The organism is Streptomyces sp. WY228 (assembly GCF_019287315.1).
Taxonomy (GTDB): domain Bacteria; phylum Actinomycetota; class Actinomycetes; order Streptomycetales; family Streptomycetaceae; genus Streptomyces; species Streptomyces caviscabies.
In genome coordinates, this window is record NZ_CP079114.1 from 1,323,872 (window position 1) to 1,338,724 (window position 14,853).

13 protein-coding genes and 2 pseudogenes are annotated in these 14,853 nt (G+C 71.0%); 6 read left to right on the plus strand and 9 right to left on the minus strand.

From position 1 onward, the window contains the following. Window positions 1-28 precede the first annotated feature (28 nt). The 4 genes and pseudogenes from KV381_RS05495 to KV381_RS05515 form a co-directional block, all read right to left on the minus strand. Window positions 29-526: a peptidylprolyl isomerase gene (locus KV381_RS05495; protein WP_030088386.1), complete on the minus strand. Its 498-nt coding sequence runs from the start codon at window positions 524-526 to the stop codon at window positions 29-31. A 75-nt stretch (window positions 527-601) separates the two neighbouring features. Continuing rightward, a pseudogene (locus tag KV381_RS05500) lies at window positions 602-1,347 on the minus strand (serine hydrolase domain-containing protein); the annotation flags it as partial. Between the two features lie 201 nt (window positions 1,348-1,548). Next, window positions 1,549-1,812, minus strand: a pseudogene (locus tag KV381_RS05505) (serine hydrolase domain-containing protein); the annotation flags it as partial. Window positions 1,813-2,358: 546 nt separating this feature from the next. Further along, window positions 2,359-3,813 carry a PLP-dependent aminotransferase family protein gene (locus tag KV381_RS05515; RefSeq protein WP_030632281.1) on the minus strand — a complete coding sequence of 485 codons (1,455 nt, stop codon included), beginning with the start codon at window positions 3,811-3,813 and terminating at the stop codon, window positions 2,359-2,361. Between KV381_RS05515 and KV381_RS05520 the strand changes: the two genes are divergently transcribed. After that, window positions 3,812-4,897 (plus strand): DMT family transporter, encoded by a 1,086-nt coding sequence (locus KV381_RS05520; RefSeq protein WP_030632284.1) that lies wholly within the window; start codon window positions 3,812-3,814, stop codon window positions 4,895-4,897. The two genes, KV381_RS05515 and KV381_RS05520, sit on opposite strands and share 2 nt — an antisense overlap. A 69-nt stretch (window positions 4,898-4,966) precedes the next feature. Next, complete coding sequence (locus KV381_RS05525) at window positions 4,967-5,176, plus strand: DUF1918 domain-containing protein (RefSeq protein ID WP_030088378.1); 210 nt, start codon at window positions 4,967-4,969, stop codon at window positions 5,174-5,176. A 48-nt stretch (window positions 5,177-5,224) separates the two neighbouring features. On the opposite strand, the gene KV381_RS05530 is transcribed toward KV381_RS05525, so the two are convergent. Then, window positions 5,225-6,544, minus strand: coding sequence for a glycoside hydrolase family 10 protein (locus KV381_RS05530; RefSeq protein WP_032791140.1), 1,320 nt, complete (start codon window positions 6,542-6,544; stop codon window positions 5,225-5,227). Window positions 6,545-6,777: 233 nt separating this feature from the next. Between KV381_RS05530 and KV381_RS05535 the strand changes: the two genes are divergently transcribed. Further along, window positions 6,778-7,635 (plus strand): 3-hydroxybutyryl-CoA dehydrogenase, encoded by an 858-nt coding sequence (locus KV381_RS05535; RefSeq protein WP_030088375.1) that lies wholly within the window; start codon window positions 6,778-6,780, stop codon window positions 7,633-7,635. Between the two features lie 566 nt (window positions 7,636-8,201). Here KV381_RS05535 and KV381_RS05540 read toward each other — a convergent pair. After that, on the minus strand, window positions 8,202-8,729 hold the full coding sequence (locus KV381_RS05540) for a histidine kinase (RefSeq protein WP_230543908.1): 528 nt from the start codon (window positions 8,727-8,729) through the stop codon (window positions 8,202-8,204). A 78-nt stretch (window positions 8,730-8,807) separates the two neighbouring features. Between KV381_RS05540 and KV381_RS05545 the strand changes: the two genes are divergently transcribed. Continuing rightward, window positions 8,808-9,533, plus strand: coding sequence for an SDR family oxidoreductase (locus KV381_RS05545; protein ID WP_030632291.1), 726 nt, complete (start codon window positions 8,808-8,810; stop codon window positions 9,531-9,533). A 256-nt stretch (window positions 9,534-9,789) separates the two neighbouring features. Here the strand turns inward: KV381_RS05545 and KV381_RS05550 are convergent, their stop codons facing one another. Continuing rightward, window positions 9,790-10,731, minus strand: coding sequence for an AraC family transcriptional regulator (locus tag KV381_RS05550; protein ID WP_030632294.1), 942 nt, complete (start codon window positions 10,729-10,731; stop codon window positions 9,790-9,792). 80 nt (window positions 10,732-10,811) lie between these two features. Here KV381_RS05550 and KV381_RS05555 point away from each other — a divergent pair, with 80 nt between their 5' ends. Both KV381_RS05555 and KV381_RS05560 read left to right on the plus strand, forming a co-directional pair. Beyond that, window positions 10,812-11,654 carry an NAD(P)H-binding protein gene (locus KV381_RS05555; RefSeq protein ID WP_003949696.1) on the plus strand — a complete coding sequence of 281 codons (843 nt, stop codon included), beginning with the start codon at window positions 10,812-10,814 and terminating at the stop codon, window positions 11,652-11,654. A gap of 98 nt (window positions 11,655-11,752) precedes the next feature. Next, window positions 11,753-12,364 carry an NAD(P)H-dependent oxidoreductase gene (locus KV381_RS05560; RefSeq protein ID WP_003949695.1) on the plus strand — a complete coding sequence of 204 codons (612 nt, stop codon included), beginning with the start codon at window positions 11,753-11,755 and terminating at the stop codon, window positions 12,362-12,364. A 31-nt stretch (window positions 12,365-12,395) separates the two neighbouring features. Here KV381_RS05560 and KV381_RS36335 read toward each other — a convergent pair whose 3' ends face one another. Further along, on the minus strand, window positions 12,396-13,064 hold the full coding sequence (locus KV381_RS36335; protein WP_373460986.1) for an alpha/beta hydrolase family protein: 669 nt from the start codon (window positions 13,062-13,064) through the stop codon (window positions 12,396-12,398). Further along, window positions 13,001-14,338: a hypothetical protein gene (locus tag KV381_RS36340; protein WP_256995017.1), complete on the minus strand. Its 1,338-nt coding sequence runs from the start codon at window positions 14,336-14,338 to the stop codon at window positions 13,001-13,003. The genes KV381_RS36335 and KV381_RS36340 overlap by 64 nt, the downstream gene beginning before the upstream one ends. Between the last annotated feature and the right edge of the window lie 515 nt (window positions 14,339-14,853).

Genomic DNA, 14,853 nt, shown 5'->3' on the forward strand with positions numbered 1-14,853 from the left:
CCACGGGCCCGTCGGACGACCGGGTCGGTCAGAGGACGCCGGACTCGGCGATGGTGACCTTGGCGCTGGTGCGGCCGCTGCCGGAGCCGAGCGCCTCGATCTTGCGGACGAGCTTCATGCTGTCCTCGTCGGCGACCTCGCCGAAGACCACGTGCTTGCCGTCCAGCCACGGGGTGAGCACCGTGGTGATGAAGAACTGCGAACCGTTGGTGTTCGGGCCGGCGTTGGCCATCGAGAGCAGGCCGACACGGTCGTGCTTGAGCTTGAAGTTCTCGTCGGCGAACTTCTCGCCGTAGATGCTCTTGCCGCCGGTGCCGTCACCGCGGGTGAAGTCACCGCCCTGGAGCATGAAGTCCGTGATGACGCGGTGGAAGGACGAGCCGGCGTAGCCGAAGCCCTTCTCGCCGGTGGCGAGCGCGCGGAAGTTCTCCGTCGTCTTGGGGACGACGTCGTCGAACAGGTTGAACGTGATCCGACCCTCGGGGGCGTCGTTGATGGTGATGTCGAAGTAGACCTTGGTTGTCATGGTGACATCCTCACATTCCTGGCAACCGCAGGTGAAACCCGGGTTGGGTCGGCACGTCGGACGTCCGGGATCCGCTCACCCTCCGGCGGCCCCCCGATGGGCCGCGTACACGGCCTTCACCAGGGCTGTCTTGCGCGGGTCGTCGGCGAGCCGGGAGCCCATCCGGTTCATGACATAGCCGAGGGCGATGGAGGCATCCGGGTCGGCCAGCCCGCAGGAACCGCCCGCGCCGTCGTGGCCCAGCGCCCTCGGGTCGGGGCCGTACGAGCGGTTCGCACCGCTCAGCCAGAGGCCGAGGCCGAGCTCCGTCTCGTGGTCGAAGCCGTCGCCGAGGACGAGGTCGCGGCAGGCCCCCTGTCCTTCGCCGACGCGGGCGGGTTGAGCAGGGAGGCGACGGCGACCGGGGTCATCCGCTCCAGGAGGGCCGCCTGGGCGGCCCGGTCGGAGCGTTCCTGGACGAGTTCGGCGAGCCGGTGGGTCTCGCTCTCCGGGAGGCCGAAGGTGAAGTCGATGCCGAGCGGGCCGGTGATCTCCTGCCGGAGGAACGCCCCGGGCCGCAGCCCGGTGATCCGGCGGACCACTTCGCCGACGAGGAATCCGTAACTGATCGCGTGGTAGCCGGATCGGGTTCCCGGCTCCCACCAGGGTGCGGTGGCGGCGAGCCGGGCGCAGGCCGTCTCCCAGTCGTACAGCTCCTCCAGGGTGAGCGGGGTGTCGGGCCCGGCCACTCCGGAGCGGTGCGAGAGGAGGTGGCGTACGAGGACGGACTCCTTGCCGTTCACGGCGAACTCCGGCCAGTAGGCGGCGACCGGGGCGTCCAGGGCCTTTCGTTTGGATCAGGTCGGATCAGGGAGCGGGGTCCGGTGCGTGCAGCTGCAAGGCGGAGGATTGAGGCAACGCCGATGGGGCCTCCCCTGCTCGAGCGAAGTCGAGAGCTTGGGGAAGTTGGTGATTGACGACAACGCCGCAGATGCGCGTGCCGGACCCCGCGAGCCCGACATGATCCGAACGAGAGGCCCTGGGTCGAGCAGGCCCCGGTCGGCCAGGACATGGGCGCAGAGCGCGGTCGGGCCCTTGCCGGTGGACCAGACGTTGACCACGGTGTCCCGCTCCCAGGGGCGGGTGCGGGCGGCGTCGGCCCAGCCGCCCCACAGGTCGACCACCGGTGCGCCGTCGACCAGGACGGTCACCGCTGCGCCCAGTTCGCCGCGGTCGGTGAAGTTCTCCTCGAAGGCGTCCCGGACCCCGGCGAACCGGTCGTCGCAGTGGCCGTGGATCTGCGACACGGGGCCTCCCTCGTGGTGGACGCGGCTCCGGCGGCGGACACCGGAACCGGATGCCCCCGCAACGTACCGACTGGTCGGACCGGAGGGAAGGGCGGACGACCGGAGGGAGGAACGGCGGGCCGGGCAGCGGGCGGCCGGCGGCGACGGGCGACCCGCGGTGGCCTCCAGCGGCTGCGCGGGGCCGGTCAGCGTGAGCAGCGGGCGGACGTCGGTTCGCGCGGAGGGCGGGGCGTTCGGCGGCGGCGGCGGGACGACGACGAGGCCGTCGTCGGCCGGGCGGGTGTCCAGCCAGCCGCCCACCCGCCCGATGAAGCCGAGCATCGACTCGCCGCCGTGCGGGGCGCTGCGCGGGTCGGCGAGCCAGAGCCACGGTCGTCGTCGAGTCGCGCAGGGCTGGTTGAGCCATCGGCGCGAAGCCGAGGGCGTCGCGCTGCGCTGGGCGAGCAGTAGCAGGGCGGCGGCGACGGGAGCGTGTGGCGGGCTGCATCGTGCCAGCCGGCCGGTCGAGCGCCGGTGTCAAGAGGGCCTGGGTGCCGGGCGCCGCGTTCAGCTGTCCGGGAGGCCGTCGAAAGCGGTACGGAGGCGGCGGACGCCCTCCGCGATCTCGGCTGCTCCGGAGACCCCGGCGAAGCTCAGACGGATGTGTCCGGCCGGGGGTTCGGCGCAGAAGTAGGGGCGGCCGGGGGCGACGGCGACCGAGGCGCGCAGCGCGGCCGAGACGACGGCCGGCTCGTCGGCGCCCGCTCCCGCGCCGCCGCCCGGGAGCCGGAGCCAGAGGCTGCCGCCGCCCGCCGGGAGGTGCGGCAGCGTGAGTTCCGGCAGCTCGCCGGCGATGGCCGCCGCCATGGTCGTACGGCGGTGCCCCAGCTCCGTGGCGACGGCGGCCAGGTGGCGGCCCCAGGACGGGGAGCCGACGAGTTCCAGGGCGGCTTCCTGGAGCGGGCGGGGCACGAAGAAGCTGTCGACGACCTGGATGGCCCGCAGTCGTTCCAGCACCGGGCCCCGGGCGGCCAGGGCGCCGACCCGGAGGCTGGGCGAGGTGACCTTGGTCAGCGAGCAGACGTGGACCACGACGCCGTCGGGATCGTCGGCGGCCAGCGGTACGGGGAGCGGTCCGGCGTCGTCGTGGACGAGCCGGCGGGCGAAGTCGTCCTCGACGACGAACGCCCCGGCCGCACGGGCGATGGCCAGCACCTCGGGGCGGCGGGCGGGCGCGAGGGTGGCCCCGGTGGGGTTCTGGAAGAGCGGCTGGGTGACGAAGACCCGGGCGCCGGTGGCCCGGAACGCGTCGGCGAGCAGTTCGGGGCGGACTCCGTCGGCGTCCATCGGCACCGGGACGGGGCGCAGTCCGGTGGCGCGGGCGGCGGCGAGCATCCCGGGGTAGGTGGGCGACTCCACGAGGACCGGGGCGCCGGGCGGGGCGAGCGCGCGCAGGGCGGTGGCCAGGGCGCTCTGGCCGCCCGCGGTGATCAGGACGTCGGCGGCGGAGACGGCGGGGCCGATCTCGCGGGCGAACCAGGACCGCAGTTCGGGCAGCCCGTCCGTCGGGGGGCGGCCCCAGGCGCCCGGTCGGCGGCCCGCGCGGGCCAGGGCCGCGGAGAGCGCCCGCTCGGGCTGGAGCGAGGTGTGGAGGTAGCCGCCGTTGAACTCGATGACACCGGGCGGCGGTGCGGCGAGGGTGACCAGGACTCCGGAGGCGTCGACGGTGCGCGGCACCACCTCGGGCCCGCCGTCGCCGCTCAGCGACACCTCCTGCCAGGACGTGTCGCCCGGGGCGGGCAGTTCGGTGCGGGGGTGCGCGCGGAAGGCGCCGGAGCCGGGGCGGGTCGTGACGAGCCCCTCGGCGGCGAGCTGGGCGATGGCGCGGGAGACGGTGACGGGGCTGACCCGGAACCGTTCGACGAGTGCACGACTGGACGGCAGCTTTCCACCGGGTGAGTAGCGGTTGAGCTCGGCCCGCAGGGAAGTGACCAGTTCGGCGACGCTGCTACGCTCTTGCATGAGAGCACAGGATAGCGCTACCCCGCCTTCATCGATAGCGGTCGCCGAGCCGGCCACCACTCCTCGTACCGCTTCCGCGACCACGCCGAACGCGGCGAGCCCGGCGAACACGGCCCGGACCGCGATCCGGAGCAGCGCCCGGGACGCGACCGGGAGCGCGTCCGCGAGCCGCCCGACCGCGCCGGGGCCCTCGGCCGGCCGGGGCGGCACTGTGCTCGCCGGGCTCGGCGTCGTGGCGTTCTCGCTCACCTTCCCGGGCACGGCCTGGGGCCTGGAGAGCTTCGGCCCCTGGTCGCTGGTCGCCCTGCGCAGTGTGCTCGCCGCCCTGATCGCGGGCGCGATGCTGCTGGCCGGGCGGGTGCCGCCGCCCGAGCGGCGGCACTGGGCCGGGCTCGCGGTCGTCGGGGGCGGGGTGGTGGTGGGCTTCCCGCTGCTGACGACGCTGGCCCTGCAGACCTCCACCACCTCGCACGCGGCCGTGGTCGTGGGCCTGCTGCCGCTGACCACGGCGGCGCTCGGGGCGCTGCGCACCGGGGAGCGGCCGTCGCGCACGTTCTGGGTCGCGGCCCTCGCCGGGGCGGCCGTGGTGATCGCCTTCACCGTGCAGCAGAGCGGCGGGGCGCTCGCCTCCGGCGACCTGTATCTGTTCGGCGCGCTGCTCGTGTGCGCGGCCGGGTACACCGAGGGCGGCCGGCTGGCCCGGGAGATGCCGGGATGGCAGGTGGTCGGCTGGGCCCTGGTCCTGTGCCTGCCGCTCGCGGTGGCGGGCAGCCTGGTCGCCCTGCCGCTCGAACCCGTGCACCTGAACGCCCACGGTGTCATCGGCCTGGTCTGGGTCGCCGCCGGGTCGACCTTCCTCGGGCTGTACGTCTGGTACCGGGGCATGGCGGCGATCGGGGTCGCCCGGGCCAGTCAGCTCCAGCTCGCCCAGCCGCTGCTGACGCTCGTGTGGTCCTTCCTCCTGCTCGGCGAGGAGATCTCGGCGGCGGCCCCGGTCGCGGCGGTGGCCGTGCTCGTGTGCATCGCCGCCACCCAGCGGGCCGGCCGCCGCGCAGGACGGGAATCCCGGACCGTACGGTCATAGACTTGTCGACACGGACACCGTGAAGCGTCGACACGGACACCGTCTCCCCCTGTGAGGAGGTCGCTCCCGATGGAGGCACACACGGGCGACCGGCTGCTGGTGCACGGCAGGACCGTGGGACAGCACGACCGGGTCGCCGAGATCATCGAAGTGCTCGGTGACGGGGGCTCTCCCCCGTACCGGATCCGCTTCGACGACGGCCACGAACACCTGATGTCACCCGGTCCCGACAGCGTCGTCCAGCACCGGGACGCACCGAAGGACGGACAGCCGCGGTAGGAGCGCACCGGGCCGGGACCCGCACACCGGATCCCGACCCCGCGACCCTCAGCCCCGGCCTCGCCCCGAAGGGCGGCCGTGGTGCGGGTGGGCGCGGCCCCGGTCCGGGTAGAGCCGGACCCGGTCCGTGTAGTGGTCGGCCACCACGCGCCGCATCGCGCCGATCCGGTCCGCCAGCACGCTCTTCCCCGAGAAGAACACATGGCCGCCCACCTCCTCGTACCCCCGGGCGAGGGTGAGGTGGCGGGACAGCTCCGCCGGGTCCTGCCAGGGGGCCGCCTGGGCGGGGTCGCCCGCCTTGTACAGCGCCTCGCCCACGTACAGATCGACGCCCGTGCCCCGTACGGTCCCGCTCCACCAGGCGAGGACCTTGGCGTAGTCGGCGGCGGTCTGGCCGATGTGCCAGTAGATCTGCGGGCAGATGTAGTCGATCCAGCCCTCGCGGACCCACTTGCGGGTGTCGGCGTGCAGGTCGTCGTAGGTCTGCACGCCCGCCCGGGTGTCCGAACCCAGCGGGTCGGTCACCTTGTTGCGCCAGACCGCGAAGGGGCTGATGCCGAAGCGGACGTGCGGCTTGATCCGCCGGATCCGCTGCCCCGTCTCGCGCACGAGCCGGTCGATGTTGTCGCGCCGCCAGGCCGCCCGGTCGGCGAAGCCGCCGCCGTACCGCTCGAACGCGGCGTCGTCGTCGAAGGTCTGCCCGGCCACCGGATAGGGGTAGAAGTAGTCGTCCCAGTGCACCGCGTCGATGTCGTAGCGACGCACGGCGTCCAGCATCGCGTCCTGGACGAACCGGCGGACCTCCGGCAGCCCGGGGTTGTAGTAGAGCTTCCCGCCGTACGGCACGGTCCAGCCGGGGTTCAGCCGGGCCGGGTGGGAGGCGACGAGGCGGGTGGGGTCCGTGTGGTTCGCCACCCGGTACGGGTTGAACCAGGCGTGCAGCTCCAGGCTCCGGTCGTGCGCCGCGCGCACCGCCGTGCCGAGCGGGTCCCAGCCAGGGTCCTCGCCCTGCCTCCCGGTGAGACAGTCGGCCCACGGCTCGTACGGCGAGGGCCACAGGGCGTCGGCGGTCGGCCGGACCTGGAGCATCACCGCGTTGAGCCGCAGCTCGACCGCCCGGTCCAGATACGCGAACAGCTCGGCCTCCTGCCGCACCGCCGTGAGGCCCGGCTTCGAGGGCCAGTCGATGTTGGCGACGGTGGCGATCCACATGCCGCGCACCTGCCCCGCCGCAGCCTCCGGCCGCCCGCCGCCCTTCCTGCCCCCGGCCGGAGCGGTTCCCCCCGCCCGAGAGGTTCCCCCCGCCGTGGAGGCCACCGCGTCACCGGCCGTCGTCATCGCCGCCAGCAGTCCGGCCGCACTCAGCACGAAGGCTCTCCTGGCCATACCCGTACGCCGCATCCTGGTCCACCTCTCTCGCCCTGTCCCGCACCCGACTCCGATAGCTCTACGTAACCGCATCCTTCCCACCCGTAGCCTCCGTGACCCGCGGGACGTCCGCGTCGGCATTCGGAGTAACGTCGTGGGGTCGAGGCGGGCACCGGAATCACACGGGACCCTGCGATACGGAGAACAGCGAAAGGCACGAGGTGACGGACTCTATGGCCGACATTGCACGCGTCGGGGTGGTGGGCTGTGGCCAGATGGGCGCAGGTATCGCGGAGGTGTGCGCGCGCGCCGGCCTCGAAGTGAAGGTCGCCGAGACCACCGGCGAAGCGCTGGAGATCGGCCGCACCCGCCTGCACAACTCCCTCTCGAAGGCCGCCGAACGCGGCAAGATCACGGCGGAGGAGCGGGACGAGACCCTCGGCCGGCTGAGCTTCACGACCGATCTCGGGGAGTTCGCCGACCGCGATCTCGTCATCGAGGCCGTCGTGGAGAACGAGCAGGTCAAGACCGAGATCTTCCAGGTGCTGGACCAGGTGGTGACCCGGCAGGACGCGATCCTGGCCTCCAACACCTCCTCGATCCCGCTGGTGAAGCTGGCCGTCGCCACCTCGCGTCCGGACCGGGTCATCGGCATCCACTTCTTCAACCCGGCCCCGGTGCAGAAGCTCGTCGAGCTGATCCCGGCGCTGACCACGTCGGACGAGACCATCAAGCGCGCCGAGGCCGTCGTGCAGGACGTGCTCGGCAAGCACCCGATCCGCGCCCAGGACCGGTCCGGCTTCGTCGTGAACGCGCTGCTGATCCCGTACCTCCTCTCCGCGATCCGGATGTTCGAGTCGGGCATCGCCAGCCGCGAGGACATCGACAACGGCATGGAGATGGGCTGCGCCCACCCGATGGGGCCGCTGAAGCTCGCGGACCTGATCGGCCTGGACACCGTGGCCTCGGTCGCGGACTCGATGTACGCGGAGTACAAGGAGCCCCTGTACGCCGCTCCCCCGCTGCTCCAGCGCATGGTCGACGCGGGGCGCCTCGGCCGCAAGACGGGGTCGGGGTTCTACGCCTACTGACCGTCCCCCCGGGCGGGCCGTCGCTCACGTCGGCAGGCCCGCCGGGGCACGTTCCTCCAGTTCAGGACCGTGTACGTCCCGAAGAGCCTCGTCTCCTCCTGCCGACCCGACGCCATGCCGGAGCGTTGCGGAGCGACGGCGCGGATGCGCGGGCCCGAAGCCCTGGGCCTTTCAGCGCTGTCGCAGCCTTCCGTTCTTGTACTGCGAAAACTCCCTCGGATGTCCCTCCGACAGAGCTGAAAGTCCCTGAAAAGTCCCTGGCAACTCGGACCTGGGACCTACGCATTACGAGACCGAAAGCGATCATGTTGACCGGTGCAGCGTGATGCGGCCTGGAGACATCTGAGCTGATCAGAGAAGGTGCACCGTGTTGGGGCGTGCTGCCTCGTGCTGCCGCGTCCAAAGGCATCTGTCCACCGGCTGTCCACCGCTGCACCTCGGCGCTCACCCCCGTGACGACCACCCTCTGGCCCGTCGGCACCGCGGAGGCCGCCCAGCCACTCAGCCGTCCGCGCTTGTCCGTGTTGCACAAGCGCCCAGTGCATAGGCGCTTCGCAGCAAGGGCATCAACCACCCAGGGAGGAGGCGTCCCGTCGTTCGCCGCTCCGCGGATCGAAGTCGACACAGGCTCCGGTGGGACGGGCCGTCTCGATCAGACCGGAAAGAGTGTCGAGGGATTTGACGCCCTCGTCTTGGTGACCAACACCGCGGAGCAGTCCCACCAGACGACGCAGGTCATCCAGGATCGCGTTGCTCTGCTTGCGGATCTCCAACGCTCCGCAGCGGGCCTCGCCCGGTGCCGAGGCGGTCTGCCGAGCGACGACCGAGGCCATCAGTGAAATTCCGGACAGACGGTGGCCGACGATGTCGTGCAGTTCGCGCGCCATCGCCGCCCGTTCCAGGGCGAGGGCCTCACCGATCTTGGCATCCCGCTCACGGGTGACCGCCGCCAGAGTCTCCTGCTGCGCGGCCCGCGTCGCGCGCTGCGCGGCGATCACGGAAGCCGGCAGCGGTGCGACCCGTAGGGCGGCCGCGGAAATCCCGCCCGCCCGCACGAACCGCGGGCCCTCCGCTCCGGTGGCATGGATCGGCACAGGAGACGCGTGAGTAGAGTGACTATTTGATCGATCATTCATCGGTCCCTACTCGGAGGGCCGGACAAGGTGGGACAAGTGGACCAGCGAGTGACTGTGGTCACCGGCGGCAGTCGGGGCATCGGCGCGGCGATCTGCCTGCGGCTGGCGGCCGAGGGGCACGATATGGCCGTGGGCTACCGGTCGGACGCCGAGGCCGCGGAGGGCGTGGCCGAAAGGGTGCGTGCGCTGGGCCGGGCGGCTGTGGCAGTCGCGGTCGACACCGCCGACGCGGCAGAGGTGGACCGTTTGTTCGATATTGCTGCCGAGTACCTGGGGCCGGTCACCGGGCTGGTGAACAACGCCGGCGTGAGCGGGCCGGTGGGAGCACTGGCCGACGCCGACCCTGAGGGGATGCGACAGGCCCTGGGAGTCAACGTTCTCGGATACCTGCTTTGTGCCCGTCGGGCCATCAGGGACATGGCGGCGGGCGGGGCTATCGTGAACGTCTCCTCCGCAGCCGCGACCCTGGGCAGCCCGGGGACCTACGTCCATTACGCTGCGGCCAAGGCCGCCGTGGACGCCATGACGGTGGGACTGTCCAAGGAAGTGGCGGCCGACGGGATCCGGGTCAACTGCGTGGCACCGGGCACGATCTGGACCGATTTCCACGCCGACCCGCAGCGGCCCGCCAAGATCGCGGCACTCGTCCCCATGGGCCGCGCCGGCCAGCCCGAGGAGATCGCCGGAGCGGTCGCCTGGCTGCTCTCGGACGACGCCTCCTACGCGACCGGCACGGTGATGCGGATCGCCGGCGGGATGTGACCACAGACGACTCCGGCACCTCGGACAAGGCCGGCGGCCCTCCCACAGGGAGTCCGTTCCCACGCAGAGCCGGAACAGCGCTCCCGCGCGGCTGTCGAACACCACACCGAGCAAAGGTATCGAGCAGAGGGGCTCACTACTTCGGCGAGCTGACACGCCCTGCCGGTCATGGCCCACGTGCGGTGCGGGGGCGCAAACGCCCAGCTCGCCGGTCGCGGACTTCTTGCGTGAGTCCGGCGTCCGGCACATGGGTGCGTCAGCGTGCTTCGGTGGTCCGGCGGTAGGTGCTGGGTGTGACGCCGCGGGTCCGTTTGAAGGCCACGCTGAACGCGAACGGGTCCGTGTAGCCGACGGTGCGGGCAATGGACGCGACGGTAGCGGAGGGCTGCTCGGCCAGAAGGTCCGCGGCGAGTGTCATGCGCCAGTGGGTGAGGTAGGCCAGCGGCGCTTCGCCGAGCAGCTCGGTGAACCGCTTGGCCAGTGTCGAGCGGGACACTCCGGCACGGCGGGCCAGTGCGGCCACCGTCCAGGGCGCGGCCGGTTCGGCGTGCAGCAGGCGCAGGGCCTCGCCGACCACCGGGTCCTTCTGCGCGGACCACCAGGCCGGGGGACGCCGACCTGGCTCGTCGAGCCAGGTGCGCAGCGTGCACACCAGCATCCAGTCCAGGAGCCGGTCGAGCACCACCTGCTGGCCCGGTTCGTCGCGGGAGACCTCGGCGGCGAGATGATCGAGCACCGGGTCGCCGTCGCCGCCGGCGGGTACGCGCAGCACGACGGGCAAGCTGTCCAGCAGCCGGCGGCCAATCTCGCCGCTCATCGGGTAGGCGCCGATGACCAGGGTCGTTGTGCCGTGCCCCTCCCCGTCCTCGCCGGGTTCGTGCCAGCCGAGCCGATGGCGGGTGCCGCCCTGCTCGGGGGCGGCGCACTCCTCACTGCAGACGAGGGGCTCGGCAGTGGTTGCCGGGTCGTCGACGAAGGTGAAGGTCGCGGGGCCGCGCACCACGACCGTGTCGTGGGGGCCGAGCCGTTCGGGCGGATGGCCGTCCAAAACGATCCAGCCGGTGCCTGTGAGAACGGTGCACAGAGTCAGTGGGGGCCCGTCCACGAAGTGCAGGGACCAAGGTGGGGACAGCGTCGAACTACCGAACAGTGAGCCGTGCGCTCTCACGCCTCGAAACAGCTCGCTGGTGATGTCCACCCCACCAGAGTAGACGATTACAAAGGCAAGGCGGCTCTTCACCCATGGGAACGTCCGGGCGGCCCGTGTTGAGTGGAGCCATGAACACACACACTTGTCTTGTGGTTGGCGCGACCGGCCGGACGGGGCGCCGTGTCGCAGCCCGGCTGCGACTTCGCGGCATCCCGGTGCGCGCGGCCTCCCGGTCCAGCCAGGTCCACTTCGACTGGTCCCAGCCGGCTGGCTGGGACGCCGTCCTGCACGGCATCTACGCGGCCTACGTGGTGCCCCCGCCGGTGCCGGGCCCGGTGCACGCATTCGCGGCGCGGGCAGCGGCCGCCGGGGTGCGACGGCTGGTGCTCCTCTCCGGCCGCGGTGCGGACGGCTGGGGCGGCTCCATGTTCGGGCGCAACATGGTCTCCGCCGAGGAGGCCGTCCGCGGTGCGCCTCTGGAGTGGACCGTGCTGCGAGCGTCCAACTTCGCCCAGAACTTCGGCGAGGACGTATTCCACGCACCGCTGCTCGCCGGCGAACTGGCGCTGCCGGCCGGGGACGTTCCCGAGCCCTTCGTCGACGTGGAGGACATTGCGGACGCTGCAGTCGCGGCACTGACCGAGCGTGACCGGCACGTGCGGCAGGTCTACGAGCTGAGCGGGCCCCGCCCCGTCAGGTTCGCCGAGGCCGTCGAGCTGATCGCGCGGGCATCCGGACGGACGCTCACCTACCGGCAGATCACCTGTGACGCGTACGTGGCGGAGCTCGTCGGGCAAGGCGTAAGCCGGCACGAGGCCGACGAGGTCGCCGAAATGTTCGCGTTGATGGCGGGCGGCTCGGTCTCCGAGACGACCGGCGACCTCACCACCGTGCTGGAACGCGCGCCGCGAACCCTCGAGGAGTACGTCGTCCGCGCGGCCGCTGCCGGCGTCTGGAATGCCCCGCAGTGAGGCGCCGACCACACCCCGGCCGCTCACGGACCGCATCCCCGCACACCCACACCCGCGAAGACCTCCGAAACCCGGCCCACACCTAAGGACGTACCGCCATGAGCACAGACGAGACCTCTCGCACCCTTCTTGTCACCGCGCACCCCGACCCCGGCTCCCTCACCCACTACATCGCGGAACGTCTCAGCACAGCCCTGCGCCCCGGCGCCGTCGAGGCCGCAGACCTGCACCAGGAGGGCTTCGACCCCCGGTTCACCTCGGCGGACCGTCGCGCCTACCAGGAGGGCGGCGGCCACCCACCCGACGTGGTTCGCGAGCAGCAGCGCCTGGATTGGGCGACCGACCTCGTTCTCGTTTTCCCTGTGTACTGGTGGTCCGTACCAGCCCTCCTGAAAGGGTGGATCGACCGGGTCTTCGTCAACGGCTGGGCCTTCGAGTACGCCGCCACAGGAGGAGTACTGCCCAAGCTCCAGCGACTCACGACGCACCTGCTACCGATAGCAGGCGCCGACGCCGGCGCATACGAGCGGCACGGCTACGAGATGGCGCTGCGCACACAACTCACGCACGGTCTCATCGACTACGTCGGCAGCCAGCGCGGAGCCACCGCCTTCGTCCACGACTCCGAACAGCCTTCCACCGGGGCCGCCGTAGACCACGCGGTCCGCACGCTGGCCAGCGCCGTCGGAGCCCCTGTTTCCCGTTCCTGACCCGGGGCCCGGTGGAAGTGGGCCGCAGTGGCTATCCGTCCCTGCCGGGTCCGAGGTGTTCGCCCAGGAACCGCTCCACCGCGCGGTAGACGGCGGTCAAGTTCTCCGGGTTCTCGATGGAGTGCCCCTCGTCCCCCATGAGGATGTACTCGACGAGGGCTCCACGCGCCCGGAGGGCATGGACCATGTTGTCGGATTCCGCCTGCGCCACTCTCGCGTCGTTGGCGCCCTGGGCGATGAGCAGCGGTGTGCGGATCTGGTCCACCCGGCTGATCGGTGAGCGGGTCAGCATGTCGGCTTCCTGGTGCGGATCCGCAGGGTCGCCGACCCAGCGGAACCAGTTGGCGGCAAGGGCCGGCCGGACGAACTCCGGCTGATTGCGCAGGAAGTTCGCAAGGTCGGAGACCCCGAAGATGTCCACGGCGGCGGCGAAGACGTCGGGGGTGAAAGCGGCGCCCACCAGCGCTGCGTAGCCTCCGTAGGAGCCGCCGAGGATGGCCACCCGGTCCGGGTCCGCGTATCCCTGGGCAACGGCCCAGTCGACCCCGTCGATCAGGTCATCGTGCATCTTGCCGGCCAGCTCCCCGATACCGGCCTTCATGAACGATTTGCCGTACCCCGTGGAGCTGCGGAAGTTCACCTGCAGGACCGCGTAGCCCCGATTGGCCAACAGCTGGACCAGACCCCAGCTGGGTCCCACCGCCGTGCAGAGGTCGGTGCGGCTCCAAAGCTCAGGTGCTCCCGAGAGGTGATCGTCACCGGTGTCATAGACGCCAGTTGCTCGGGATCCAGGTGACCACGGGGACGGAACAGGAGCCGGCTCTCGCCTGAGGAATGGTCGTAGTAGTACGCGGCCCCAGGATCGCGGTCGTGGGTGAAGCTGACGACCCACCGCTGCCCGGTCTCGTCTGACGAGATGTCGGCCAGGTCGCCGGCGGACAGTTTCTCCAGGTTTTCCAAGACCTCGGCGAAGTGCGGGTCCAGCGCCTTGATCACCTGTCGTTCCCCGAGATATCGAACCCCGATGAGTTCACCGGTACGCCGACTGAAGATCAGAGGGGAGGGCAGCGAGGGAAACACGCGGGCCCGAGTGTCCAGGTCGTAGCGCGGGTGAGAGTCAACCACAGTCTCTTCACCAGTCACCGTGTCCAGCCGGACCACACGAAGCCTGTCCGAGTCCTGGTACGAGCCATGGAGCACACCACTTCCGTCAGGAGTGACCTCCAACGGATAGACGCCCAGCGGATAGTCCCCACCCTCGAACCACGCCAGGTGGCACGAGGTCTGCGTGGACTCGTCCCACCGTGAGAGCCGTAGGTCGCCTCGTTCGCTGACCTCGCTGGTGAGGGGGCCCGCACTGCCGCCGTAGAAGAGAGTGACGGCCGCGCCCGCGGTGTTCTCCGCGAGCATCCGCAGGTCACCGGTGGCGATATCCAACTCGAAGAGGTCGAACACAGCGGGATTCCGGCTGTTGGAGGAGAACACCGCCTTCCCCGGCCGAGAGGTAGGAAGCTTCAGATCTGTGATGCGCGCACCGGGAAACGGCGTCAGGTCGACAGCCGCTGCGTCCGGGACGTCGAGATCGACTCGGTACAGGTGACTGTTCTCGTCGCCGCCCTGATCCCGGGTATAGAGCAGCCACCGCGGATCATCCGTCCAGTGATAGCTCAGCAGGTTGCGGTCCTCAGAGGTGACCCGCCGCGCCTCCTCCGGCGCTTCGACACTCCCGACCCACAGGTTCAGACGGTTCTCCCAAGGAGCCAGATAAGCAATCTTTGTGCCATCCGGCGAGATAGAGGCCCTCGAACGCCTTGGAGGCGCGAAGAACTCCTCAACGCTGATGATCGTCGGCAATGCCATATCAGTCCTTCCCGTTGTTACGCCGGACAGCAACGGCAGAACCCCGGCGGTGGCAAGGAACCTGAGCGGGTACGCAACCTTGAGTCGCCGCCTTCCCGCAGCCACAGCTGTCACTTAGTGACAGTGTCACTAAGTGACAGGTTGTGTCAACTGTCGCTGCGGACAGTCGGCCAGATACCGGGAGACGGTGAGCCTGCACGGCATGGATGCCGTATCGACTCTCCGGCGGGCCGGTCGGGCCGGAGGTTCAGGTCGTCCCGGGCCAGGATCCGGTGGACGGTGGCAGCCGGCACCCAGAGATCGGGCCGAGTTCGCCCGGGTGCCACACGGGCGGCGACAGGTCATCTCCGAGGGCCGACCAGCGCATGGGCGGTGATGCATGCCGACGGCCATCAATACAGCGGGGCAACTGGCGGGCGCAGCGTCGGGCGGGGCCAGGGGCCAGCCGGCGAGCCCGTCCGGGTCGGACGGGGCAAAGAGGGCGACGGCCGACCATGCGACGACCGGCAGCCAAGCATGCTGTGCGCCGAACAGGGCCGCACCCAGGGCCGCGAATCCGGTCAGCCCGGCCGCATTCCAGGCCAAGAAGCCGACTGTCGCAGCCTTCACACACCCCAGGCGCGAGCAGT